The sequence below is a fragment of the Mesorhizobium shangrilense genome (assembly GCF_040537815.1).
In the GTDB taxonomy this organism is placed as follows: domain Bacteria; phylum Pseudomonadota; class Alphaproteobacteria; order Rhizobiales; family Rhizobiaceae; genus Mesorhizobium; species Mesorhizobium shangrilense.
Window position 1 is genome coordinate 80,270 of the sequence record NZ_JBEWSZ010000004.1, and the last position, 25,097, is coordinate 105,366.

A 25,097-nucleotide genomic window follows, 5' to 3' on the forward strand; every position below is an offset into this window, starting at 1 on the left:
GGAAAAGGCGGCGTTGACCACACTCTGGAACGAACATGCCATGCGCCGCTTTCTGCCGGACTCCTTTCTGATCCTCCTCTTGTGCACCGTCGCGCTTGCGTCGATTGCACCGGCAACCGGGGTGTTCGCGAAATGGTTCGCGACCGCGACCAATCTCGCCGTGGCGCTTCTGTTCTTCCTGCACGGCGCCAGGCTCTCGCGGGATGTGGTTGTTGCCGGCCTGATGCATTGGCGCCTGCACCTTGTCATCCTTCTGACGACCTTTGGCCTGTTCCCGCTGCTGGGTCTTGGACTCGGCTATCTGCCAGCTTCGATCCTGCCCAAGCCGCTCTACCTCGGCATCCTGTTTCTCTGCGTCCTGCCATCGACGGTGCAATCCTCGATCGCGTTCACCTCGATGGCCGGCGGAAATGTTCCCGCGGCCATCTGCTCGGCATCCGCCTCCAACATCTTCGGCATGTTCCTGACACCCTTGCTCGTCGGACTGCTCTTCTCGATCGGCGGGCATGGCGCGTTCTCATGGGACGCGGTGAGCCAGATCCTGGTGCAACTGCTCCTGCCCTTTGCACTCGGACAGATCCTGGAACCGCGGATCGGCAACTGGATACGCTCTCAAAAGAAACTGCTGATGCCGGTCGATCGCGGCTCGATCCTGATGGTCGTCTATCTGGCGTTCAGCACGGCGGTCGCCGAGGGGCTGTGGCACATGTTCTCGCTGCGCGACATCGCCGTGGTCGTTGTCGCCGACATGGTGTTGCTCGGCCTGGTGCTTCTGTTCACGACCTATGGCAGCCGGCTTCTCGGCTTCGACAAGGCCGACCAAATCACAATCACATTCTGCGGCTCGAAAAAAAGTCTGGCCAGCGGCGTCCCGATGGCCAACGTCATCTTTGCCGGCCAGGGCGTCGGCGCGATCGTCCTGCCGCTGATGCTCTTCCACCAGATCCAGCTCATGGTCTGCGCCATGATCGCGCAGAAATATGCCAGGGCAGCGCTGCGCTCAGCCGTCCGACAGTCCGAGCCCACAACCTCGGCGGCCCAGGGCCAATCGACTGTCAGGATTCCGGCTTGAACGCCTGATCTCCCATTGAAATCGAGGGCAACTTGGTCAAAGTCGACGGACGGGTGCCGGATACCGCGCAACAAGGTCGTCAACGGTCAGCAATGTGACGCCTTCCACGATCGATTGGGCTATCAGGAGACGATCGAACGGGTCCTTGTGGATGGGGGGAAGCCCATCCACGGCCACGGCATGCTCACTGGTGACAGGCAGCTCATGATAGCCGTTGTCGAGCAGGCCTCGGCGCAGAAGACGTGGGTCGACGCTGAAGTCGGCGCGACCCAAGCCACGCTTGATCGCGACTTCCCAGAGACTGGCGGCGCTGAACATGAGGTCGTTGTCGGGATTCTCGATTTCCGCCACGGCGGTGAGCGGAAGCTTGTAGGGCTCGGCCGCCGCCCACAGCAGAAGATGCGTGTCGAGCAGCAGCTTCACGCGTCGCCGCCAAACATCTTCTCGATTTCCTCGCCGGCCATGCGGTCGAAATCCTCCGGGACGGAAAATTGCCCGGCCATGAACCCAACACGGCGCGTTTCAGAGGTGGGAGGTGTGTCCATCGCCACAACTTTCACCATCGGCTTGCCCGACTTGGCAATGACGAAGGATTCACCCTTGGCCGCCCGATCGACAAGGCGCGAGAGATGCGTCTTGGCCTCATGGATATTGACGGTGCGCATTGCCGGATTCCCTGACTTAGTTCATAGGACTTAGTCTATTTTCTCCTGATTTTCAAGGCAAGCGGCTGGCCTCGCGGGGGCCGCACGATGACGCACCGGCTCTCGATCTCCGTCAGCTACTGGCCGGTTCCTTGCCCCTCTGGGCGATGACACTGAGCAAAGCCAGCAGGCCGGACGCAACCATCAGGAAAAGCGACACGGCATTCAGCACCGGCGTCGAGCCGGCCTTCGCCATGCGATCATACATGGTGATCGTCAGCGGCGAGTCGGAGCCCACGAGCATGAGCGTGGTATTGAAGTTCTCGAACGATACCAGGAACGCCACCACGAAGGCCGAAAACAGTGCCGGCGCCAGATAGGGCAACGTCACCGTCGCCAGCACCCGTACGCGCGATGCGCCAAGGTTCAAGGCCGCCTCCTCCAGCGCCACGTCGAACTTGCGCAAGCGCGCGGCGATCACCAGCGAGGTGATGGTCACCAGGAAGGAGAACTGGCCGAGAACGACCAGGAAAGTGCCGGGCCGCAGGAAATCCATGTCCCAGCCGAAGGAATCCTCCACGCCGTTTGCAATCATGCTGGCAAAGACCAGGATCGAAATACCAAGAATAACGCCGGGGATGACCAACGGCACGATCATCAGCACATAGAGCAGGCTCTTGCCGGGGAACTGCTTGCGCTCGAACAGGAAGGCATTGCAGGTGCCGGCCGCCACGGAAAGCACCGAGACGATCGCACCGATATAGAGGGAGTTCCACAGCCCTTCCATCAGGCGCCGGTCATGGAACATGCCAAGCTTGGGTTCGCTGGTGCCGAAGAACCAGTCGAGGGTGAAGCCTTTCCAGGGCAGTGCCGGAAACAGGGAATCATTGAAGGCAAACACCCCCGCCGCCACCAGTGGCGCAGCGAGGTAGAGGAAGAAGACGAGCATATAGCCGCCATAGATCAGGCGGAGGGCAGTCGACTGCGGCGCGGCGACGTTCATGGCTAGTCCTTCGCCACGGTGGAGGCCAGGCTCTGGCCGGTGAGACGCAGACCAAGCCAGACGACAAGCGAGGTAAAGGCCAGCAACAGCACGCCGAAGGTCGCACCCGACTCCCAATTGTAGCGGGTGACGAACTGCTCATAGATCTGTTCGGTAAACCACATGCTGTTCTTGCCGCCGAGCAGGATCGGCGTCAGGTAACTGCCGGCGGTGAGCATGAAGACGATGATGCAGCCGGCAACGATGCCAGGCATGGCATAGGGGACGACGATGCGCCGGAACACGGTGAACCGGCTGCCGCCCAGATTGTAGCCGGCTTCGATCATGGCATCGTCCATGCCGTCGAGCGTCGACACCAGCGGCACGATCATGAACAGCACGACGGTGTAGACGAGACCGATCACCACCGTTACGTCGTTGTACAGCAGCTCGACAGGGCCATTGATCAACCCCACCTTCTGCAGGAGGCCGGAAATCAGACCGGTTTCCCGCAGCAGCACGATCCAGCCAAAGGCACGGACAAGATCGCTGACCCAGAGCGGGATAAGGCACATCAGGAACAGAGCCGCGCGCGAACGCTGGCGGGCGATCTTGGCAATGTAGTAAGCGACCGGAAAGCCCACGATGAGCGCCAGGATCGTCACCAGGATCGACATCCAGGCCGTGCGCAACAGCGTGTTCCAGTAGATCGGCTCGCGGATGAAGTCGACATAGTTGGAAACGCCGAACGTGTACTCGCCGGGGCCTAGTTTCTCGCGCAGCGACAGGTAGCCGATACCGACCTGCGGCAGCAGGATCAACAGAACGAGCCACAGGGCAAAGGGCATGAACAGAAGGATCAGCGACAGCTTGCCGGCATCGGAACGGACCATGGCCTATCCCGCCATGGTGAAGCACAGGGCATGCTTGCGCGCCCAGGAGATCTCGGTCGTGTCGCCGGACTTGATGGCGGATGTCCCGGCGTGGCCGACCTCGACCAGGTTGCCGCCGCCGGTCCGCACAAGGATGCGGCTGCTGGCGCCATTGAACAGTAAGCTGTCGACGGTGCCGGTCATGACGTTGGCGTCCTTGGCCGCGCCGAGCGAAATGACCTCCGGCCGCACGAAGACCTCGACATTGGCTCCTGCTTTCACATTGCCATCTCCGGCCGCGGCGATCACCTCCCCGCCGCCCTGAAGTTCCACGCGCGCCTCGCCTCGATCCACGACGGTCACACGACCCGGCCAGCGGTTGCTGTCGCCGACGAAGCCCGCGACGAAGCCCGTGCGGGGATTGTTGTAGAGTTCCTGCGGCGAACCGATCTGCTCGAAGCGGCCGGCATTCATGACGGCGACATTGTCGGACATGACCAGGGCTTCGGACTGATCGTGCGTGATGTAGAGGAAGGTGGTGCCGAACTGATGCTGCAGGAGTTTCAGCTCGATCTTCATGCGTTCGCGAAGCTTCAGGTCAAGAGCGCCCAGCGGTTCGTCGAGCAGGAGGACGTCGGGTTCGAGCACCATGCAGCGAGCGATGGCGATGCGTTGCTTCTGGCCGCCGGACAATTGCGAGATCTGTTTTTCGGCAACCCCCGGCAAACCGACGCGATCGAGCACCGCTGCGACCTTGCGGCCGATATCGGCCTTGTTCTCGCCCCGGCAACGCAAACCATAGGCGATGTTCTCGCCGACATTCATCATCGGGAACAGGGCCAGGTGCTGGAACACCATCTTGACGCTGCGCTTGTTGGGCGGCGTTGAAACGACCGAGGCACCCTTGATGCGGATGTCACCGCTGCTGGGTGACTCGAAGCCAGCTATCATGCGCATCAAGGTCGTCTTGCCACAGCCCGAAGGACCGAGGATCGAGAAGAATGAACCGCGCGGCACGTCGAAGGAAACGCCGTTGACCGCGACAAAGGGACCAAATCGCTTGATAAGGTCCTGGCACTGAAGATCATGCATAAGGGGGTCGCCAAAAGCCGGTGCCGCCGGCCCGCGGGCGATATGCGCCTCGCGGACCGGCAGCTGATTGGATCAGTTCGAAGTCGCGGCCTTGATACGTTCCAGCGCCTTGCCTTCCATATCTTCGATGCCGGGCGGGATATTGGCGAAGAATTTCAGATTGGCCATGGCCTTGTCGTCGAAAGCGACTTTCACAGCGGCCTTCTTGTCGTCCGGCAGCAGGTCGACGCCACCCTTGACCGCCGAGATGGCGCCGGTCGAGTCCGACATCAGCTTCACGATGTCGGGACGCAGCACGAAGTTGATCCATTTGTAGGCGGCATCGTCGGCCTTGCCCTTGCGCGGAATGGCAAAGGTATCGATCCAGGCCAATGCACCGGTGGCTGGTGGGATGTAGACCAGGTTCTTGTTCTGGCCATAGAGCTTGAAGGCCGTCGAATCCCAGGTTTCCGAAGCGACCACTTCGCCGGAGAGCAGCAGGGTGGCAAGGTCGTCGCCACCGTTCCAATAGGTCTTCACATTGCTCTTGCAGGCGATCAGCTTCTCGGTCACCTCGTCAAGCATCTTCTGGTACCCCGCCTTGTCGGCATAGAGCGCGAACGGATCCTTGCCAAGCGAGAAGGCGGTGCCCAGCAGGATGGTGCGCTTCAGGCGCATCGAGGTGCGGCCCTTGTATTGCGGATCGCACAGGTCGCCCCAGCCCTTGACGTTCGGCGCCTTGCTGATGTCGGCAATCAGGCCGGACGTGCCCCACTGATGCGGCACGGCGTAGACCTTGCCGTCGATGGTGGCATTGGCCTTGACAGCCTCCAGGAGATTGTCCTGCATCACCGCCGTGTCGATCTTCGACAGGTTCATCGGCTTGTAGATCTCGTATTCCTTCTGCGCGGCGAAGATACGGTCATGGCTCGGCTGCGCCAGGTCGAAGCCGGCGCCGCCCGTGGCGCGCAGCTTGGCGATCATCTCTTCATTGTTGGAGAGGGTCACCTCGACCTCGATGTCCGGATTTTCCTTCTCGAACAGCTGCACGACGTTGTCCGGCGCATAGCCGCCCCAGGTCAGAAGCCGCAGCTTTTCCGCATGGGCGATGCCCGACATCGTCATCAGCGCCACGGCGCCGATCAAACCTGCCGCAAGTTTCTTCAAAATCATCGAGTTCTCCCGTTGTTGGCCTGCTTCGAATTTCGACAAGGCTCATTTTTCCCAGATCACCATGCGAGGGACGCTGCTGGTCAAAAAGGTCCACTTTCGCTGAAAGATCATACCGCTTGACCAAGCGCCTCCGCTTACAGACGGATCGTCACCGCCTTGGTCTTGCAATAGCTGGCGACCGCGATCAGTCCCTTTTCCCGGCCGATGCCGGAACGGCGGTTGCCCCCGAACGGCGTCTCGATACCGCCGGCAAAATACTCGTTCACATAGACCTGGCCGGCATCGACATCCCTGGCGATACGATGTGCCTTCGAGAGATCGCGCGTGAAAAGGCCGGCGACCAGCGCAAAGTCGGTGCAGTTCGCGGCAGTGATCGCCTCCTCGGCGCTGTCGACGACCTGCACGGCAAGCACCGGCCCGAAAATCTCTTCCTGCACGACCGGGTCATCCCATGTGACGCGATCGAGGATGGTCGGCTCGAAAAACCAGCCTTTCCCGGTAGCGGGGTCGGTTGTGGCGTTGCCGCCAACGGCAACTTCGACGCCGCGCGCCCTGGCGCCTGCCACATAGGCGGATACCTTGCGCAGATGTTCGGCCGAATTGATCGCACCGAAATTGATGCCCTCCGACAGGCCATGGCCGATGCGCAGGGCGCGTGCACGGGCGGCCAGCTTTTCGATGAACTCGGCATGGATCGAGCGCTCGATCACCAGCCGCGAACCGGCGGAACAGATCTGGCCGGCATTCTCGAAGATAGCACCGACGACATTGTCGAGCGCCAGATCGATATCGGCGTCGGCCAACACGATGTTGGGCGATTTTCCGCCCAGTTCGAGCGTGACCGAGGCGATGTTCTGCGCCGCCGCCTTCATCACATGGATGCCCGTCGCCGTCGACCCCGTGAAGGTGACATGGCGGACATCGGGGTGGGACACCAGCGGCGCGCCGGCGCCGGTGCCCGTCCCGGTCACGACATTGCAGACGCCACGCGGCAGGCCGGCCTGGACCAGGATCTCCGCCAGAAGCAGTGCCGTCATCGGCGTCTGCTCGGCCGGCTTGACCACGGCCGTGCAACCGGCCGCGAGCGCCGGTGCGATCGAGCGGCAGGCGGTCGACAGCGGATAGTTCCACGGCACGATATGCGCGGTGACGCCGACCGGCTCCTCGATCGAATAGGAGGTGTAGTCGGGGCCAAGCGGATAGGTCTTGCCCTCATGCTTGTCGGCCGCCCCGGCATAATATTCGAAGGCACGGGCGGAGCCCCGGACATCGCCCCGCGCCTCGGCAAGCGTCTTGCCGCTGTCGAGCACTTCCGCCACGGCCAGGCGCTCGGCATTTTCACGGATCAGGATTGCGGCCTTCGCCAGGATGCGCCCCCGCTCGGCGGGTGAGAGCTTGCGCCATTCGCCCTGCCCTGCCCGTCGGGCACTGGCAACGGCATCCGCGATATCGTCGGCGCCGCCGGCTGCGAATTCCGCATGGATCTCGGCGCTGCCGGGATCGAATGTTGGCATCGTCGCCCCCGAATACGACGCCCGCCATTCGCCGTCGATGAAATGACGCGACGGCAGAGGACCAAAATCAGGATTGTTCGCGGCGGGCATGGGGGCCATCACGCGACCTCGCTCATCTGGTAGCTGGATTTGGCAAGCCATTCAGGATCGATCTCGATACCCCACCCCGGCTCGTCCGACACGGCAACCATGCCGTTTTCGACCGTATAAGGCGATTTGACGAACAGACCGTCCTGCCAGGGATAGTAATCCGGGCCCTCGATGGAGAATTCGAGATATTTGCCGGCGCCCTCGATGGCGCGCAGCAGATGCATGGTGAACAGCGTCACCAAGCCAAGATTGGCGCTGTGCGGCGTCACTGGCAGGCCCGCCGCCCTGGCCATGGCGCACACGCGCAAGGTACGGCTGATGCCGCCGAGATAGAGTATGTCCGGCTGCACGATGTCGACGGCGCGCATCTCGATCATGTGGCGCCAGGTCGGGATCTCGCAATCCTGTTCGCCGCCGGTCACGGCGATGTCGAGGGCATCCGCAACCTCTTTGGTCTGCTCGAACTCCCAATACAGGCACGGCTCCTCGAAATGCTCGACGCCGTTGTCCTTGAGCATGGCGCCGACCTCGATAGCGCGCCTGGGCGAGAAGCCGCTATTGGCATCGACGAGGAGGGCTGCCTTGTCACCCAGAGCCTTGCGGATGGTTGGAACGATCTCCTCGGTCCGCCCCGGCCACTCGTCGACGTCATGGCCGTATTCGGCAGCCACGCGAAACTTGAAAGCATCGAAGCCGAACTCGCCTTGCAGCCGCTTGAAACGCTCGGCCTCGGCGGCCGGCGTGATGTCGCGCTTCATGGAGGAGGCATAGGCGCGCAATTTGCCGGGCGTGCCGCCGAGCAGCGAGACGACCGGCAGGCCAGCCAGCTTGCCGCGCAAATCCCAGATGGCCGTGTCCAGGCCCCCAAGCGCCCGCTTCATGTAGGAGCCGGGAAATTTGTGCTCGCGCTCGATCACCCGATCGGTCAACGCGTCGATGTCGTCGAAGGCCACGCCAAGCACATAGGGCGCGACCTGCCTGTGCAAGACGGCCGACGTGATGTCGGAATTGTAGGTCGACACCTGACCGATGCCCTGCCTGCCCTCCTCATCCGTTATACGGACGAAGCCGACATATTGCGTGGTGAACGTCTCGATGCGTTTGATCTTCAAGTCGGACCTCGGAAAACGTGGGGGTATCGGCTGGGACTATGAAATCGCAACCACATGCCCGGTAAGGTCCACTTTCGAAAAATCCGAAAGCCGGTTATCCCGATGAAATGCAAATAACGCTCAAACCGAGGCGATGGTCAGATGGTGAAACGGTCTGCCGGTGAATTGCTGTTCGCGATCGCCGTCGACCGTTCGCTGGACAAATCGATCACCACCCAGGTCTATGCCGCCGTACGACAGTTGATCACCTCCGGCGCCTTGCCGAGCGGCAAGCGGCTGCCTTCGAGCCGCACCCTGGCGAAGGAGCTCGATATTTCGCGCACCACGGCATTGTCCGTGTTCGAACGCCTGGCAGCCGAAGGCCTTATCGTCTCGCGAACCGGCTCCGGTTCCTACGTGTCCGACCTGGCCGAGACCAGCAAGCCGACGCAGCCCCTGGCGATAACGCCGCCATCGGCGCCGTCGTCGACAAGGCTGGCCGATATCATCGCCGACGCCTCGCCGCGCTTTTTCCAGCGGCTGGCTCATCCGCACAGGCCGCGCGCCTTCATCACCGGCCTGCCCGACTATGACGCCTTTCCACTGGCGATCTGGGCGCGCCTGACCGCCAAGCACTGGCGCGAGCCGCGCGACCTGATCATGGGGTATTCCGACGCCCACGGCCATCCGCGGCTGCGCGCGGCAATCGCCGAGCATCTGCGGGCCAATCGCGGCGTGTCCTGCGACACCGAACAGATCTTCATCGTCAATGGCGCCCAGCAGGCCTTCGACCTCATTGGCCGCGTACTCCTCAATCCGGGCGATCCGGTATGGTTCGAGAATCCCGGCGCCATCGGCGCGCGCAATAGCCTGATCGCTTGCGGCGCACGCATGGTGCCGGTGCCGGTCGACCGGGAAGGCATATCCGTCGAAGCCGGGCTGCGCCTGGCACCGGATTTCCGCCTCGCCTTCGTGACGCCGTCGCACCAGCATCCAATGGGCGTCGAGATGAGCCTTCGGCGGCGTAGCGAATTGCTGAGCGCCGCCAACCAGCAAGGCGCCTGGATCATCGAGGATGATTACGACGGCGAGTTTCGTTATGATGGACGGCCGTTGCCAACCCTGAAGAGCGCCGATACGGCCGATCGCGTCATCTATGTCGGCACATTTTCCAAAACCATGTTTCCAGCGCTGCGCCTGGGATTCTACATCGCGCCAAAACCGCTGGTCTCCACCTTCCAGCGCATTTCAGGCGCCTTCCTGCAGGGGGTCCCTTCGAGCATCCAGGCCGTTCTCGCCGCCTTCATCGAGGATGGTCATTTCGCCACGCATCTACGCCGCATGCGCGAAATCTATGCCGGGCGCCATGCCGCTTTCCATGACGCGGCGAGCAAGCAGCTCAAGGGCCTGCTGAACGTTCACAACTCGGTCGCCGGCTTTCACCTAGTCGGCACTTTCGGTACGCCCGCTATGAACGAAGACAAGGTCTGCGCGGACGCGGACGCCGCCGGCCTGTCCGTTTCGCCGATCGGGCGGTTCTGCATTGAACGATCCGACGCCGACCGTGGGGTGGTGCTTGGCGTTGCCGCGATCGATCAGCGCACCATTCGCAAGGGCGTGGAGACGCTCGCCGGCGTCCTGGAGAAGAACCGGCGCTAGCGCCCCGTAACCGATCGACGGACTTAGCGCGCATCCTCCAGGATCATCGCCGCGCCCTTTTCCGCCACCATGATGGTCGGCGCGTTGATGTTGCCGGATGTCACGTTCGGGAACACCGAAGCATCGACAACGCGCAGCCCTTGCAGACCGTGCACGCGCAGCCGCGCATCGACCACATTGCGCCCGTCATCCGGTCCCATGCGGCAAGTGCAGGACGCATGGAACACGCTGCCGGAACGGGCGCGGATATCCGCGATCAGCGCATCCTCGCCCTGCGTCGCCGGGCCAGGCTTCATCTCATCGATGATGACGTCGCGCATGGCTGGCGCTGCGGCTATGCGGCGTATCAGCCGGACGCCGGCAAGCATCTGCTCCATGTCCCCCGGCGCCGAAAGATAATTCGGTTCGATGACCGGGGCCGCCTTGGCATCCGGTGATCCGATGGCGATGGAGCCGCGGCTCGTCGGCCGGCAGGGCTGAATGCCGATGAAGAAGCCGGGAAACGGATCAGGCAGCGTGAGCCGCCGCACACCGGGCGTCGGCTTGCTGTAGCTGACCGGCGAGAAGTAGAGCTGGGTATCGACCCGATCGAGACCGTCACTGGATTTGACGAAGCCGCCCGCCTGGTTGACGCTGAGCGACAGCGGCCCATCCCGAAACAGAATGTAGCGCGCGCCAAGCAGCAGCCGGCCCCACCAGGGACGCAGTTGCGAGTTGAGCGTGCGCACGCGCGAGCGATAGAGATAGTCGATGCCAAGGTGGTCCTGAAGGTTTTGCCCAACCCCCGGCATGTCCTTCACGACCGGCTTGCCGAACCTCTGCAACACAGTGCCGGGACCAACGCCCGAATGCTGCAGCAGCGCCGGCGAATGCACCGCGCCCGCGGACAGGACGATTTCCCGCCTGGCGTTCGCGGTCTGCCTGATCCCGCTGACCTCATACTCGACGCCGACCGCGCGCGAGCCTTCGAAAAGGATGCGTGTGGCGTATGCGCCGGTGATGACCTTCAGGTTCGAACGGCCGGTGACAGGGTGCAGAAAGGCTGTCGCCGACGAGGCGCGAAACCCCTTTTTCGCGCTGATCTGATAGACCGAAATGCCTTCCTGCTGTTCGCCATTGTAGTCAGGCGTTCTGTGGAAACCGGCCTGCTCGGCGGCCAGCAGCCAGTCCTTGCACAGCGGATGCACCGATGGGGCCATGTCGGTGACGTGCAACTCGCCATTGTCGCCCCGCATGGCGTCACCACCCCGCTCGAAGGTTTCGATCGACTTGAAGAAGGGCAGAACATCATCCCAGCCCCAGCCGGGATTGCCGGCCTGTTTCCAATCGTCGAAGTCGTGCCGCTGACCACGCACATAGACCATGGCGTTGATGGAGGACGACCCGCCCAGCACCTTGCCGCGCGGCCAATAGCTGCTGCGCCCGGCAAGCGCTTCCTGCGGCCCGGTCTCGAACTTCCAGTTCACCTTGGGATTGTAGAAGCTGTGGCCATAGCCGATCGGCATGCGGATCATGAAGCGACGGTCGCTGCCGCCGGCCTCCAGCAACAGGACGCGATGCCTCCCCGATCTGGTCAAACGATTGGCAAGCACGCAGCCCGCCGAGCCGGCGCCAACAACAATGAAATCGAACTCGGCCAATGTCTGCCCTCTGCAATCAGCTCGCTTCTACAGCAGGGACGCGCACGGCAAAGGAGCCATTTCAGGAAGAGTTCACAGCCAATTTGGGCCTGGACGCCAGCCTCCGCGTCCAGCTTTGGCTCGATGAGGATGGAACTTCCGGATTTCCATGAACATGACGGTGATGCACATCACGGTCGCTCCCTCCGCCCTCATCTCACGAATCCTCTTGAATGCCGCGTTAAATGACGCCATATTGCGTCATATCAAGTGGCGAAAATGACGACAGGAAATGGTTATGGGTCTCGTCCAGTATTCCGACAATGGACTCTTCGCGCCACGCAAGATCGCGGAAGCGTTCCGCACGACCAGCGAGGAGGTCGCCCGCACGGCGGGGCTTGGCAGGGACGCGGTTCAGCGCAAGGACCGTATCCGGTCGGACAAGACCCAGCGCCGGCTGCGCGAGATGGTCGAGGTGATCAACAAGGTCGAGCCGCGTTTCGGTTCGCAACTGATGGCCTATGCCTGGTATCGCTCGGAGCCGCTGCCGGGCTTTTCGGGCCAGACGGCCATGCAGCTCGTGCGCAGCGGCCGTGCGGACGACGTGCTGGACTATGTCGACGCGATCGACGCCGGCGTGCACGCCTGACACGGTGCAGTATCGCGGAAAGCTCTATCGAGCGCTGAACCCCATTTTTGCACGCGAGCCGCTTTCGGGCCGTGGGGCCGAACTCTACGGCGGACGGTTCAACCCCAAGGGCATGCCGGCTCTCTATGCGTCGCTATCGGTGATGACGGCGCTACGCGAAGCCAACCAGGTCGGCAATCTCCAGCCGACCACGCTTGTCTCCTACGACGCGGAAATTGACCGCCTGTTCGATTGCCGGGACGAAGGCGGGCTTAAGGCGCAAGGCATGGATTCCGCTGCTCTCGCCGACAGCACCTGGCGCGACCAGATGAAGGCGAGCGGGGAAGCGCGGACACAGACTTTCGCGCGCAAGCTGATCGCGCGCGGCTATCATGGCTTGCTGGTCAGGAGCTTCGCTCCCGCCACGACCGCTGACGATCTGAACCTCGTGCTTTGGAAGTGGGGCGATGCGGCCCCCACCCGCCTGCTGCTGATCGACGACGAGAAGCGTCTGTCGAGGTAGCTGACATGACGCTTGCCGATCAGATGGCGACCCTTGAATTTGCCGGCATCAGCGACGCAATTTGTGAGATCAGCCTCGATCCAGGCCAATTGCCCGCATGCAAGGATATCCCGCCTGAGGTCACGATAGTGGCGGCTATGTTCCGCCTTGAGTGGCCACCTTGATCACGAACCTGTCAGGGCCAAATTGCGCCACTCCGGGGCTTATGCTTGATGCCGCCGCTATTTCGCTCCACATCAGGCAAGATGAAGGATGAGGCACGACAAGAGCGTCGAGATTTGCTGTGGGGCTTGTCCGCGGCGCTGATCCTGCACGCGCTCATCATGGCGCTCCTGGTCTACGGCCTGCCGACGCCTCCCCAGCAGCCGCAGGAGGAGCAAGCGGTGAATGTCGCGCTGGTGCCGCCGCCCGAGCAGCCCAAGCCGAAACCTGCTCCTGCGCCGCCCCCAAAGGAAACCAAGGTCGACAAGCCGCCAAAACCGAAGGTTGAAAAACCACCCGAGCCCAAAGTTGAAAAGCCACCCGAGCCGAAGGTTGAAAAGCCGCCTCCGCCGGAAAAGCAACCATCCACGCCCTCGCCAATCGAGGTCCTGAAGCCTGTTTTCCAGTTCGGCGACAAGGATACAGGCCCGAGGAAAGCCCTGGATGGGGCTAGCGCGCAGGACAACTCGCCGCCGCCGGCAAAGAAAGACGATTCGAAACCGTCTGCCGCGGTGAAGGATGCGGAGAACAAAACTGCCGCTTCCGCGGACTCCGAGCAGCGGGCGGATCCAACCAAGGCCGCGGAGAAGCCCGTAACCGCCGCGAAGGAAACCGAGCCCACACAGGAGAAGCAGGCAACCCCGGACGCAGACAAGCAGGCAGCCGCGGCGCCAGCAGCGTTGGCCGCAACCGGCGGCGATGGCGAGATCGAGCTTCCCACGTCGGCTGAAGCGCCGCTGCCCAGACCCGCGGATGCGCCGAAGCCCAGCCCTGCAAAGGCCTTCAAGTCGGCAAGCGGGAGCGCTGGGAAGCCAAGCCCCACGGACGCGCCCATCGCCGCATCGCAGGGCTATTCGGGCCTTCCGGGTGTCCGCAAGCTCTACTCGCAAGGCGCTACCGGCGATGCGCTGGCCACGACCTCGATGGCCGGCGTGCCTCGCGGTGAGCGGGCAGCCCAACTTTGCTCCAGCGCTTTGGAGCGGCAACTGCTGGACGCTTCTTATTTCCCCGTCCTGATCCCAAAGTTCTCGCTGAAGTCGGGCAATGTCCTTGACGTCCCGGACACCGCCTTGCCCACAGCAACAACAGTGTACAGGCTGAGCTACCGATGCGAGGTCGACGCCAATGCGACGAAGGTCTTGTCCTTGGCTTTCAGTGTCGGAACTCCGATCCCGCCCGACGAATGGGCAAGCTACGGACTATCTGCTCACTAGGGTGGAGGATTCGACAAGATCTGAAGCATGCATGACCATTTATGCGCCACCGGAGGCGGGCGTGGTCAGGACCTGATATTTCTGGTTCGGGCTTGTCGATTGTCCTGAACGTCCATGACAAACCTGGCGAAAGCGCCCATACTCTCCCAGTTGCGGCGCCTCACCCGATCGGCTCATTATGGAGGGTCTTATGACGGTGCATAAAGTTGGCTACCTCATCGGCAGTCTTGCCAAGGCTTCGATCAACCGCAAGCTCGCAAAGGCGTTGGTCCTGCTTGCTCCCCCGGAACTTGAAATGGCGGAGATATCCTTCAAGGATCTGCCGCTCTACAGCTACGACTACGACGCCGACTTCCCGCCCGTGGCGCGGGCCTTCAAGGCTGCCATCGCCGCCGTCGAGGCCGTCCTTTTCATCACGCCGGAATACAATCGCTCGATCCCGGGTGGGCTGAAGAATGCCATCGACTGGGCCAGCCGCCCCTATGGCAAGAATTCCTTCGCCCGCAAGCCTTCGGCCGTCATCGGCACAACACCCGGCGCGATCGGAACGGCAGTCGCCCAGCAGAGCCTGCGCAGCGTGCTCAGCTTCTGCAACTCGCCGCAGATGAACGCCCCGGAAGCCTATATCCAGTTCACGCCGGGCCTGATCACCGACAGCGGCGAAGTCACGGTCGAGGCCACAGAGGAGTTCCTGCGCAACTACATGTCGGAGTTCCATATGTTCATTGCACGGGTCCTTCAGGTGCTTCCCAAGGACGCGTGATGCAAGCTCCGGGCCGACTGAACGCGGCGGGTCATCCCACGACCCAAGTCAACGTCGGTGGGAGGATATTCGTGATCCGCCTGGCGCTCAAATCGCGCCGCTGAGGACAGGCCCATGGAACCGTTTGCCGACCCGCCAAACCCGACCCGGCGGCTGCTGCTTTTCGGGCTGGTTTCGGCCTACACCGCATCCTTGATCCCGTGGGCGCTGGCCCAGGAAGTGACAGACGCCGACACCGCGCCATTCCTGGCACTGTCGGCCATCCTTGCAGGTCGCCAATCGCTGGATTCGGCCCAGGCGCTGCGGCTCTACAAGGCGCTTGTCGCCGATGACCAGGGGTTCCCGGCGGCGGTGAAGTCGCTGCTCGACATGATCGAGCAGCGCAAGATCGATCCGATGCAGTTGCAGACGACGCTGGACACCGAAAAGTCTCCGCTCAGCACCTTGCCGGGACGAATCGTGACGGCCTGGTACCTGGGTATCGTCGGCGACGGAGCCAATGCGCGCTGCCTCGCATTCGAGACCGCGCTCAATGCACAAGCGGTCGCGGATGTGCTGAAGCCGCCGACCTATGCCTATGGCAGCTACGGAAGCTGGGCTCGAAAACCAACCTGAGGAAGCATCATGGCCGACGCATCATCAGCGGATTTTGTCGTCGTCGGGTCCGGGATCATCGGTTCGCTGGTCGCGCGCAAGCTTGTGCTCTCGGGGGCGTCGGTGATCATTCTCGAGGCCGGCCCGCGCGTTACGCGCGGAGAGCTGGTGGCGCGCTTTCGCAACTCGCCGCGCCGCAGCGACTGGATGTCGCCCTATCCGCCCGCGGCCTGGGCACCGCATCCGGTCTACCAGCCGGTGTCGAACAATTATCTCATGCAGGCCGGTCCCTATCCTTACGCGGCCGAGTACATCAGGCAGGTCGGCGGCACGACGTGGCACTGGGCGGCCCAGGCCTGGCGCAACCTGCCCAATGATTTCCGGATCAAAAGCCAATACGGCGTCGGCGTGGACTGGCCCATGACCTATGAAGACCTCGAACCCTTCTACCAGGAGGCCGAGGAGATCATGGGCGTATCGGGCGCCCCCAACACCGGTTCGCCGCGCAACAAGCCTTTTCCCATGGAGCCCGTCACCGAATCCTATGCGATGCGCCGTCTACGCGAGCGGCTGGTGCCCGACTACAGCGTGGTTGCCAACACCACGGCGCGCAACAGCCGCCCCTATGACGGACGACCGGCCTGCTGCGGCAACAACAGTTGCCAGCCGATCTGCCCCATCGACGCGCAGTTTCATGGCGGGCTTGCCGCGGACGCCGCGGAAGCGGCCGGTGCAAAGCTCATTCCAAACGCGAATGTCTACACGCTCGAACACGACGAGACGGGCCGTGTCGCGGCGGCGCTCTATTATGACCCCGACAAAACAACGCATCGCGTTACCGGCAAGACCTTCATCGTCGCCGCGAATGGCATAGAAAGCCCGCGCTTGCTGCTGCTTTCGGCGAGCGACAAGTTTCCAAAGGGTCTAGCCAACAGCTCCGACATGGTCGGCCGCAATCTCATGGATCACCCGAGCACCTCGCTGACCTTCGATGCGGACGAGGAAGTGTGGCTAGGGCGCGGACCGCAGAGCCCGAGTTCCATCAACACCATGCGCGACGGCGCGTTCCGGTCCGAGCATGCGCCCTACCGGCTCGATTTCACCAACATCTCGCGCGTCGACGGTTCGACGAAGAGCCTGATCGCGGCCGGCGTCTACGGCAGCGAGTTGGAAAAGCGGCTGCGCTTCAGCGCGGCCCATGAGATGAACGTCAAGAACGTGCTCGAAGTGCTGCCGGACCCGGAACATCGCATTACCCTGAGTTCCGAGAAAGACGCGATGGGCATCCCGAAGCCCGTGACGCATTATTCGATCGCCGATTACACCAAGCGCGGCCACGAGCGGTCCCAGCAGGATTTCCGGCGCATTGCCGAAATGATGGGCGGCACCAATCTGCGCTTCAGCAAGGATGGCGACTTCGCCAACAACCAGCATATCTGCGGCACGGTGAGCATGGGCAGCGACCCCAAGACCTCGGTCTGCGATCAATGGGGACGCGCGCACGACCACGACAACCTGTTCCTCGCCGGCACCGGCGTGCTGCCGACATCTGCGACCTGCAACTCGACGGAGAACGCCCTGGCGGTGGCCCTGCGCGCTGTCGCGCGCATGCTGGAGCAGCAAGGGGCTTCGACCGGTACCGCTGCAGGCGAGGCCAAGACATGAGCCGCTTGATGTCACGCCTGTCCAGGCGCGTAACGGTGGCGCTCGCGCTGTCGGCAGCCGCCTCGGTTGTCGTCGGCCCTGCCCTTGCCGCAGACGCGGATTTGATCGCTCGCGGCAAATATATCGCCACGGCATCCGACTGCGTCGCCTGCCACAGCGCGCCCGGTGGCGAGCCGATGGCCGGTGGCCTGGCCATCCCGACGCCCATCGGCTCGATCGTGTCGACCAACATCACGCCATCGAAACAAAACGGCATCGGCAACTATACGCTTGAACAATTCGACGCGGCGGTGCGCAAGGGCGTGCGGGCGGACGGCAAGCGGCTTTACCCGGCGATGCCCTATACGTCCTATGCGCTGCTGTCGGACGACGATGTCGCCGCGCTCTATGCCTATTTCATGAATGGCGTGACGCCGGTCGAAACCCGTCCGGCCGAGACCAGCCTGCCATTCCCCTTCAACATCCGCCTATCGATGGCGGCCTGGAATCTGCTGTTCCTCGACGGCGGCCCGTTCAAGCCGGATCCCGCGCAGAGCGCCGAATGGAACCGTGGCGCCTATCTGGTGCGCGGCCCGGCCCATTGCGGAACCTGCCACACGCCGCGCAACCTGTTCATGGCGGAATCGACATCGCAGGCAATGGCCGGCGGCGACGTCGGCTTCTGGCATGCGCCCAACGTGACGTCCGACCCCAACAGCGGTGTGGGCGGCTGGAGCGTCCAGGAACTCGTGGCCTACATGCGGGACGGCCACGCCATCGGCAAGAGCCAGGCGGCCGGCCCAATGGCCGAAGCCGTCGACAACAGCCTCCATCTTCTCACCGGGGACGATTTGCAGGCAATCGCGGTTTACCTGAAGACAATCCCGCCGGTTCACGATCCGTCCGACACGAAGCCCGTCTTTGCATGGGGCAGCCCGTCCGACGATCTGGCGAGCATCCGTGGCGTTGCGTTGCCGCAGGATCGCGACGGCATGACCGGACCGCAACTCTACGACGCCTACTGCGCGACCTGCCATCAGGCCGAGGGGCAAGGCAGTTTCGAGGGCGGCCTACCTTCGCTGATGCACAACACCGCGCTGGGCCGGGCCAATACCAACAATCTGGTGATGGTGATGCTAGAGGGGGTTCATCGCCAACCGGACGTGCTGATGCCGGGCTTCGAAAAGCAACTGTCCGACGTCCAGGTCGCCACCCTGGGTTCGTATCTTGTCCAGCATTTTGGCAACCCTGCAGGCACGATTACAGCGGCTCAGGTCGCCGAATTGCGGGCGGGGCCGGCAAAGTCCATGCTGGCGACAATCGCTCAAGCAGCCTTGGCGGTAGGGGCGTTGGCGCTAATCGGGCTCATCGTCCTCTGGTTGCGTTGGTGGAGGAAAAGAGGAACCGCGACGCAGGCTTGAGCGACGTCGGCAATGCGGCACCGACGCGGCTCGACAGATCCCGGTCAGATCTTGAATTCGACCCCGATTTCCATGACCTGCTCGGCAGGGATGCTGAAATAGGCGCCGGGCCGCTGCGCGTTGTGGTGCATGAGCGCGAAGAGACGCTCGCGCCAACGCGCCATCCCGTGCGACAGCCCGCCGGCAATGATCGTCTCGTGTCCGGTGTAGTAGGTGATCCTCGACAATTCGCATTTGTCGATCTGCTCGCGTGCGAGCGCCGTCTTCAGACCGTCCGGCACATCTGGATTCTCCATGAAGCCGTAGCGTAGCTCGACGCGGGATATGTCGTCTGAAATCTTCTTGATGACGGCCCGCTCCTCATCGGGCACGCGTGGCGTCTCCGCGATTTCGATCGCGACCAGCAGCACCTTCTCGTGCAGCACATGGTTGAGCTTGAGGTTGTGCGAAAGAGCGAGCGGAACGCCTTTCGTCAAGCGGCCGAGCACGACAGCGGTGCCGGGGATGCGGAAGGGCGGATTGGCTTTGATGCCGGCATTGAAGTCGGCGACCGTCTGGCGAACAGCCAGGCGTGCCTTGTCCAGAATCTCCTGGCCGCGGCGCCAGGTCACCATGAGAAAGGCGATGATGAGGGAAATCGTCAGCGGGAACCAGCCGCCGTCCAGCAGTTTCGTCGAGGCCGATGCGAAATACAGGAGTTCCAGCAGGAAGAGGCCGCCGTTAACGACAAGAACAATCAACGGATTGTGCTTCCAATGCAGCGCGACGAAAGCAGCGAGAACCGTAGTGATCACCATCAGCAGCGACACTGCAATACCATAAGCGCCAGCTAGCGCATCCGACGAGCGGAAGCCAAGCACGGCGGTGAGCGTGGCAACGGCCAGCGTCCAGTTGACCAGCGGAATATAGATCTGCCCGCGTTCGTGCCCTGCCGTGTGGATGATGTTCATGCGCGGCAGGAAGCCAAGCTGGATCGCCTGCTGTGTCAGCGAATAGGCGCCCGTGATGATCGCCTGCGAGGCAATGACCGTCGCCGCCGTCGCCAGCACGATCAGTCCGTAGTGCGACCATTCGGGAGCCAGGCGGTAAAAAGGATTTTCAATGGCCAACGGATCAGCCAGCAGCAGCCCGCCTTGCCCGAAATAATTCAGCGTCAGCGACGGCAGCGCTACGCCGAACCAAGCGACACGGATGGGGAACGGCCCGAAATGGCCCATATCCGCATAGAGCGCCTCGCCGCCGGTAACCGCGAGGAAGGCGCTTCCGATTACCGTGAAGGCGAGCGGCCCGGCGTGCCAGAGGTAGTCGATGGCGGGCCAGGGGCTGAGGGCGGCGAGGATCGCCGGCCCCTTCACAATGCCGCTGATGCCCAAAACACCGATAACCGCGAACCAGACCAGCATGACCGGCCCGAAGATACCGCCGATCCAGCCCGTGCCCTTCTTCTGGACAAGGAACAGGAGGACAAGGATCACGACGGTCAGCGGGACGACGACATGTCCCAACTGTGGCGCATAGACCTTGAGGCCTTCGATGGCGCTGAGCACGGACATGGCGGGCGTGATTGCGCCGTCGCCGTAGAGCAGCGTCGCGCCGAAGAGGCCGACCATCACCATCAGCGCACGCGCGCGGCTTTGCCTGGCGCGCTGCGGGCTTACCAGTGCGAGCAGCGCGAGAATGCCGCCCTCGCCGTGATTGTCGGCTCGCATGATCAGGATCGCATATTTGATCGAAATGACGACGATGAGCGACCAGAAGATCAGCGAAACAATGCCGATGATCGCCTGCGGGGCGGGACTGCTCCCCGCCGGCGTCGCCGAATTGATTGCGACCTGCAGCGCGTAAAGAGGACTCGTACCGATATCGCCGAAAACGATCCCCATGCAGGCAAGGGCCGTCGCCGCCCGAACGCGGCTGTGCCCATGATCCTGGACGGCGGCCGTCATGTCGCGCTCCCCTTTTCTTTCTTGATTGTCTTTCGCAATTGTCTCGACAAACCGCCTTCACCGCAAGGCCGCGGCGAACTTAGGCAACAAGCCCTGGTGAATGGGCGATACGCCCTTGGCGTCGGCGCACAGGTTCTTGCGGTACCCAGGTCGACAGACAATTCCGGTCCGCGCCAAGGGCTCGGCGAGGATGTGTTGAATGCCCTTCAATCACAAATCCGACGCTCGCAATCCCCTGATTCAACCAGAACGTCCAAACTCTGGCGACACAAACCGCGATCGGCGGGATTCTGCCCTTGCCTAGCGGCTTAATCCGTGACGTGAAAAACTCCCGTCAACCCGCTGGTGTTTTGCGTGACGCGAATCCACCTTTTGCCTTGCTCTCGGCCCGCCTTGATCGGCCTATTCACGGTCTTCATCACCGCATGAACTCGGCTCAAGGCAACGACTGAGATTTCACGCACGGCACTATCGCCTTCCATCTCTTCGACCTTAAAGTTTGTCATCGATACCACCCTCCCAGCACCGATTATAATACTATCCAGAAGGAAACGCTAATAAAACACGGCTTTTGCGCGCAGCCTGCGGTCGGATGGGTAGTTGGCACTTCTATAAGAACTCTCTATATTAGCTTTGTGACAGACACGACGGTAACAACCTACATCGTGAGCGTGTTCGAGAAGCCACATTGGCGAACAGTGCTGACGACCAAGGACAAGGCGAAGGCTCTCGATCTGGCCAAGGAGATTGGTGACAAGGTCAGGGTCCAGACGGTCACGCCGACGCCAGATCGCTAGCGGCCAGCGCAGTTGCCGATGAAAGCAATTGCCTGAAGGCTCCACGGAAGGGCGGCTGGACAGTCCGCCGTGGCGAGCAATGGCCGCGTCGTTGCGGTGGACGTATGGCCCGATCGCGCAGGCCCTTTGGCAGGTGCGAATTTCCAATTGGCCGAGAGATCGAACAGCCCGACCGCACATATGGGATGAACCCGCCACTTGGCCTATCGCGTCGACTGTTTCTTGGCTTGTGCGGCAATTGCGCAGAGGAAAGCCAATGCGGCGGCATCGCATGCCGTCCGCGACGGGCCTTTGGCGAAAAGAACGGCATCCGCGGCAGGGATCGTCAGGCCATACTTTTTGGCGAAAGAGGTAACTTCGTAGGGCTGATCGTCAGATTGATGGCGGATGTTAAATTCGTAATCCATTCCACGCCCTCCCAGACCTTTCCACTCCTTGGCTCGATGCCAAAATTTAACTACCAACGCAGCGCGCGAGTCCAGCAATTGGAAATTGTGTAAAACGATACACTCCGCGGTCGCACCGACATTTCGCTGTTTTCGATCCGACGCGGGCCGCGCCGGCGCGTATCCGGCAAGCCCGACGGTGCGGATGGCAGCGCCCTGCGGGCACTGCTTGAGCGGCCTTCGCAACTGGCTGATGTGAACATCGACCGAGCGCGCGCCGACACCGACGCTGCTTGGCCAGGCCACGCCGGTCAAAGAAGTGTGGAGAACTGTGGTAGCGGGAGACAGCTACATCGTAGGGTCCCCTGTTGAAGAGGCATTCTTTTGCTATCGGATATGACAGCAGACAAGGAGCCCCTGGCGCGTTCTAGCGATACCCACTCTACAGCGGCGTTTCCTGGCCCAGCATCATGTCCGCAGCCCTCTGCCCGATCATCATGCTGGGTGCATTGGTGTTGCCGCCGATCAGCTTCGGCATGACGGACGCATCCGCGACCCGCAGGCCAGCGATGCCGATCACCTTCAGCGTTGCCGGATCGACGACGGCCGTCGCGTCCATGCCCATCTTGCAGGTCCCCACCGGATGATAGACGGTCAGCGCCTCGGAGCGCAGATAGGCGAGGATCTCGTCATCGGTGCGGACATCCTTGCCCGGCAGCATCTCCATGCCTCTGATCTCGTCGAACTCGGCGGCTGCAAAGATCCGGCGCGCGATCTTGATGCCTTCGACCAGCACCCTGGCGTCCTCCTCGTCGGAGAAGAACCGATGATCGATCAGCACGTCCCGGCTCGATGCACCTGACAATTTGAGTTCGCCAACGCTTTTGGGCCTGAGCACGCAGGTGTGGATTGCGTAGCCATGGCCATACTCCACCAGCCTGCCGCGATGGCTGCGATAGCCCGGCACGAAGTGGAACTGGATGTCGGGAATGCCGTTGGCGTACCTTGTCCTGGCAAAGCCACCGGCCTCGACATAGTTCGTGGTGAGCATGCCTTTTCGGCCGCCAAGATACCAGAAAGGCGCCGCCAGCATCCGGGGCAGGTTCGGCAACGACAGGCCGAGCGTCTTGGTGCTCGAGGAGCGGACCGTGATCATGCCGTCGACATGGTCCTGCAGGTTCTTGCCCACGCCCGGCAGGTCGACAGCCGGCTTTATGCCGATCTCCTGAAGCTCGGCCGCCGGGCCGATCCCGGAAGCCAGCAGGATCTTCGGCGAATTGATCGCGCCGGCCGAGAGCACGATTTCGCGGCGAGCGCAAAGCGTCTTCTGTTCGCCCTTGTGCCGCATCCTGACGCCCGTCGCGCGTCCCTCGTTTATGGTGAGGTCGAGCACCTCGCATTCGCTTAGAACCGTGAGATTCTTGCGATCGAGCACGGGACGCATGAAAGCGGTAAAACTGCTGAAACGCTGACCGCGATCCTGCGTGACATTGTAGATGCCGAGGCCGAACTGGCTTTCGGCATTGAAATCGGTGTTGACCGGGAGGCCTGCATTGCTCCCGGCCTTGACGAACATGTTCGAAAGCACGTTCGGATCGCGTGGGTTGTCGACCAGCAACTCTCCGCTTGTGCCGTGATACAGCGGGTCCTGGCCAATCAGATTGCGCTCGAGCTTCTTGAAGACGGGAAGCACATCGCTGAACGCCCAGCCAATGCAGCCGAGACGCGACCACTCGTCATAGTCTTGCGCGGCACCGCGAATGTAGACCATCGAGTTGATCGAGCTCGAACCGCCCAGCGCCTTGCCGCGATTGACCGGAATCCTGCGGTCGTTGAGGTGAGGCTGAGGCACGCCGACATAGCAGTAGTCATAGTTCGGATTGCCGTAGAGCGAGAGGATGCCGGCGGGCACCTTGACCCGCGGGCTGTTGTCGCTACCCCCGGTCTCGATCAGGCACACCCTGGTCGATGGATTTGCGCTCAGCCGATTGGCCACCACGCAACCGGCCGAGCCGGCGCCCACGACAATGTAGTCATAACTTCCGGTCTGCATGCCCAGCCCCATTTAAGATAGATGCCGGGGGCTCGAGGCCCCGGCTGAGTGGCTCACTGCAGAAGCTGCGTCCAGACCTTGGTGACGAGTTCCTGTGCCGCCGGCGAGCAAGCCTGGCCCATCTTGACCGGAACGGTCGGGAACAGCTCTGGGGCGGTTTGCTTGTTGTAGAGCGCCTTGCTCTCGTCGATCTTCACAGGCGAGGAGTGGCCGTAATAGTTGTACTGCGCCGTCGCGTTGTCGAGCTGGGTCATGAAGCTGATGAACTTCTTGGCGTTTTCGACATTGGATGCGCCCTTCGGCACGACATAGGAATCCAGCCAGCCAACCAGGCCTTCCTTCGGCATCGCATATTCGACATTGGCCTTGTCATTCCGGCGAAGGCGCATCGTATTGCCGTCCCACCAGAAATGCGCGGCAACCTCGCCGCTGCCGATGCGATTTTCAATGTTGTCGCTGGAATAGGCCGCGACGAAAGGCTTCTGCGCCAGCAGGAGATCGAGCACGCGCTTCATCTCCTGCGGGTCTTCGCTGCAGTATTTGATCCCGAGGTAGTTCTCCGCGGCCGGAATGACTTCGTCGGGCTGCGCAAGGCTGGCAATCTTGCCTTTCAGTTCGGCCGGCGGCTCGAAATAGGTCTTCCAGCTGTCGACCGGCCCCTTGTAGAGGTCGCGGTTGACGGTGTAGCCGGCGTTGCCGAAAGCGAGCGGGATTGAATGATTGCCGCTCGGATCCCACCACGGCTTCTGCCACTCCGGCAGGACTTGTTGGTAGGCAGCCATCGAGCTGGCGCCGAAATCCTCGAGCAGCCCGCTGTCGATCATGATTTTCACGAAGTGCTGCGAAGGCGTGACGATGTCATAGCCGGAGGAGCCGGCCTGCAGCTTCGTCAGCAGGTCCTCGTTGGAGGAGAAGGCGTCGACCGTGACCTTTATGCCGGTTTCCTTCTCGAATTTCGCGACCATCTCGGGCGAGATGGAATCGGCCCAGGCGTAGATGGCCAGGTTGCCCTCCGCCAGAGTCGGCGCGCTGACGGCAAGGCTCACGGCCGCTGCCATGGCAAACGCTGCAATACGAATTCTTGTCGACATCTCAGTTCCCCTGTTTTGTTATTTCTCAGGGGCGACGATAACAAACCGC

At 62.2% G+C, this 25,097-nt stretch carries 25 protein-coding genes; 11 read left to right on the forward strand and 14 right to left on the reverse strand.

What is annotated here, in order from left to right; genetic code table 11:
- Positions 1-40 precede the first annotated feature (40 nt).
- Entirely contained in the window at positions 41-1,072 is a 1,032-nt protein-coding gene (locus tag ABVQ20_RS31235; protein ID WP_354463724.1) for a bile acid:sodium symporter family protein, read from the forward strand.
- A gap of 36 nt (positions 1,073-1,108) precedes the next feature.
- On the opposite strand, the gene ABVQ20_RS31240 is transcribed toward ABVQ20_RS31235, so the two are convergent.
- From ABVQ20_RS31240 to ABVQ20_RS31275, 8 genes are all read right to left on the reverse strand, one after another.
- A complete protein-coding gene (locus ABVQ20_RS31240) occupies positions 1,109-1,495 on the reverse strand; it encodes a type II toxin-antitoxin system VapC family toxin (protein ID WP_354463548.1) in 387 nt (128 codons plus the stop codon).
- Positions 1,492-1,737 (reverse strand): type II toxin-antitoxin system Phd/YefM family antitoxin, encoded by a 246-nt coding sequence (locus ABVQ20_RS31245; RefSeq protein WP_354463549.1) that lies wholly within the window; start codon positions 1,735-1,737, stop codon positions 1,492-1,494. The genes ABVQ20_RS31240 and ABVQ20_RS31245 overlap by 4 nt, the downstream gene beginning before the upstream one ends.
- 112 nt (positions 1,738-1,849) lie before the next feature.
- Positions 1,850-2,719 carry an ABC transporter permease gene (locus tag ABVQ20_RS31250; RefSeq protein ID WP_354463550.1) on the reverse strand — a complete coding sequence of 290 codons (870 nt, stop codon included), beginning with the start codon at positions 2,717-2,719 and terminating at the stop codon, positions 1,850-1,852.
- Between the two features lie 2 nt (positions 2,720-2,721).
- Entirely contained in the window at positions 2,722-3,591 is an 870-nt protein-coding gene (locus ABVQ20_RS31255) for an ABC transporter permease (protein ID WP_354463551.1), read from the reverse strand.
- 3 nt (positions 3,592-3,594) lie between these two features.
- Complete coding sequence (locus ABVQ20_RS31260) at positions 3,595-4,662, reverse strand: ABC transporter ATP-binding protein (RefSeq protein WP_354463552.1); 1,068 nt, start codon at positions 4,660-4,662, stop codon at positions 3,595-3,597.
- 72 nt (positions 4,663-4,734) lie between these two features.
- Positions 4,735-5,814, reverse strand: a complete 1,080-nt coding sequence (locus ABVQ20_RS31265) for an extracellular solute-binding protein (RefSeq protein ID WP_354463553.1) — start codon at positions 5,812-5,814, stop codon at positions 4,735-4,737.
- A gap of 134 nt (positions 5,815-5,948) precedes the next feature.
- On the reverse strand, positions 5,949-7,427 hold the full coding sequence (locus ABVQ20_RS31270; protein ID WP_435528462.1) for an aldehyde dehydrogenase family protein: 1,479 nt from the start codon (positions 7,425-7,427) through the stop codon (positions 5,949-5,951).
- Positions 7,427-8,530 carry a mandelate racemase/muconate lactonizing enzyme family protein gene (locus tag ABVQ20_RS31275; RefSeq protein ID WP_354463555.1) on the reverse strand — a complete coding sequence of 368 codons (1,104 nt, stop codon included), beginning with the start codon at positions 8,528-8,530 and terminating at the stop codon, positions 7,427-7,429. The genes ABVQ20_RS31270 and ABVQ20_RS31275 overlap by 1 nt, the downstream gene beginning before the upstream one ends.
- Before the next feature lie 141 nt (positions 8,531-8,671).
- On the opposite strand from ABVQ20_RS31275, the gene pdxR reads away from it, so the two are divergent.
- Positions 8,672-10,168 (forward strand): MocR-like pyridoxine biosynthesis transcription factor PdxR, encoded by a 1,497-nt coding sequence (gene pdxR / locus ABVQ20_RS31280; RefSeq protein WP_354463556.1) that lies wholly within the window; start codon positions 8,672-8,674, stop codon positions 10,166-10,168.
- 23 nt (positions 10,169-10,191) lie between these two features.
- On the opposite strand, the gene ABVQ20_RS31285 is transcribed toward pdxR, so the two are convergent.
- Positions 10,192-11,808 carry a GMC family oxidoreductase gene (locus ABVQ20_RS31285; RefSeq protein ID WP_354463557.1) on the reverse strand — a complete coding sequence of 539 codons (1,617 nt, stop codon included), beginning with the start codon at positions 11,806-11,808 and terminating at the stop codon, positions 10,192-10,194.
- Positions 11,809-12,085: 277 nt separating this feature from the next.
- On the opposite strand from ABVQ20_RS31285, the gene ABVQ20_RS31290 reads away from it, so the two are divergent.
- The 8 genes from ABVQ20_RS31290 to ABVQ20_RS31325 all read left to right on the forward strand — a co-directional run bounded on the left by ABVQ20_RS31290 (position 12,086) and on the right by ABVQ20_RS31325 (position 18,775).
- The gene (locus ABVQ20_RS31290; protein WP_354463558.1) at positions 12,086-12,436 is read left to right on the forward strand and encodes an MbcA/ParS/Xre antitoxin family protein; all 351 of its coding nucleotides are present in this window, start codon (positions 12,086-12,088) and stop codon (positions 12,434-12,436) included.
- A gap of 4 nt (positions 12,437-12,440) precedes the next feature.
- Positions 12,441-12,938 carry an RES family NAD+ phosphorylase gene (locus tag ABVQ20_RS31295; RefSeq protein WP_354463725.1) on the forward strand — a complete coding sequence of 166 codons (498 nt, stop codon included), beginning with the start codon at positions 12,441-12,443 and terminating at the stop codon, positions 12,936-12,938.
- Positions 12,939-12,943: 5 nt separating this feature from the next.
- Positions 12,944-13,102, forward strand: a complete 159-nt coding sequence (locus ABVQ20_RS31300) for a hypothetical protein (RefSeq protein WP_354463559.1) — start codon at positions 12,944-12,946, stop codon at positions 13,100-13,102.
- 48 nt (positions 13,103-13,150) lie between these two features.
- Positions 13,151-14,353 (forward strand): DUF930 domain-containing protein, encoded by a 1,203-nt coding sequence (locus ABVQ20_RS31305; protein ID WP_354463726.1) that lies wholly within the window; start codon positions 13,151-13,153, stop codon positions 14,351-14,353.
- 190 nt (positions 14,354-14,543) lie between these two features.
- Positions 14,544-15,116 carry an NADPH-dependent FMN reductase gene (locus ABVQ20_RS31310; RefSeq protein ID WP_354463560.1) on the forward strand — a complete coding sequence of 191 codons (573 nt, stop codon included), beginning with the start codon at positions 14,544-14,546 and terminating at the stop codon, positions 15,114-15,116.
- Between the two features lie 114 nt (positions 15,117-15,230).
- Positions 15,231-15,731 (forward strand): sugar dehydrogenase complex small subunit, encoded by a 501-nt coding sequence (locus ABVQ20_RS31315; RefSeq protein ID WP_354463561.1) that lies wholly within the window; start codon positions 15,231-15,233, stop codon positions 15,729-15,731.
- Between the two features lie 9 nt (positions 15,732-15,740).
- Positions 15,741-17,375 (forward strand): GMC family oxidoreductase, encoded by a 1,635-nt coding sequence (locus tag ABVQ20_RS31320; protein ID WP_354463562.1) that lies wholly within the window; start codon positions 15,741-15,743, stop codon positions 17,373-17,375.
- Complete coding sequence (locus ABVQ20_RS31325; RefSeq protein ID WP_354463563.1) at positions 17,372-18,775, forward strand: c-type cytochrome; 1,404 nt, start codon at positions 17,372-17,374, stop codon at positions 18,773-18,775. Before ABVQ20_RS31320 ends, ABVQ20_RS31325 begins: the two co-directional genes overlap by 4 nt.
- A 44-nt stretch (positions 18,776-18,819) precedes the next feature.
- Here ABVQ20_RS31325 and ABVQ20_RS31330 read toward each other — a convergent pair whose 3' ends face one another.
- On the reverse strand, positions 18,820-20,721 hold the full coding sequence (locus ABVQ20_RS31330; RefSeq protein ID WP_354463564.1) for a potassium transporter Kup: 1,902 nt from the start codon (positions 20,719-20,721) through the stop codon (positions 18,820-18,822).
- Between the two features lie 308 nt (positions 20,722-21,029).
- Entirely contained in the window at positions 21,030-21,227 is a 198-nt protein-coding gene (locus ABVQ20_RS31335; RefSeq protein WP_354463565.1) for a hypothetical protein, read from the reverse strand.
- Positions 21,228-21,386: 159 nt separating this feature from the next.
- Here ABVQ20_RS31335 and ABVQ20_RS31340 point away from each other — a divergent pair, with 159 nt between their 5' ends.
- Positions 21,387-21,518 carry a hypothetical protein gene (locus ABVQ20_RS31340; RefSeq protein WP_354463566.1) on the forward strand — a complete coding sequence of 44 codons (132 nt, stop codon included), beginning with the start codon at positions 21,387-21,389 and terminating at the stop codon, positions 21,516-21,518.
- Positions 21,519-21,721: 203 nt separating this feature from the next.
- Here the strand turns inward: ABVQ20_RS31340 and ABVQ20_RS31345 are convergent, their stop codons facing one another.
- The 3 genes from ABVQ20_RS31345 to ABVQ20_RS31355 all read right to left on the reverse strand — a co-directional run bounded on the left by ABVQ20_RS31345 (position 21,722) and on the right by ABVQ20_RS31355 (position 25,048).
- Positions 21,722-22,219, reverse strand: coding sequence for a hypothetical protein (locus ABVQ20_RS31345; RefSeq protein ID WP_354463567.1), 498 nt, complete (start codon positions 22,217-22,219; stop codon positions 21,722-21,724).
- A gap of 127 nt (positions 22,220-22,346) precedes the next feature.
- A complete protein-coding gene (locus tag ABVQ20_RS31350; RefSeq protein WP_354463568.1) occupies positions 22,347-23,957 on the reverse strand; it encodes a GMC family oxidoreductase in 1,611 nt (536 codons plus the stop codon).
- A gap of 53 nt (positions 23,958-24,010) precedes the next feature.
- Positions 24,011-25,048: an extracellular solute-binding protein gene (locus tag ABVQ20_RS31355; protein ID WP_354463569.1), complete on the reverse strand. Its 1,038-nt coding sequence runs from the start codon at positions 25,046-25,048 to the stop codon at positions 24,011-24,013.
- Positions 25,049-25,097 lie beyond the last annotated feature (49 nt).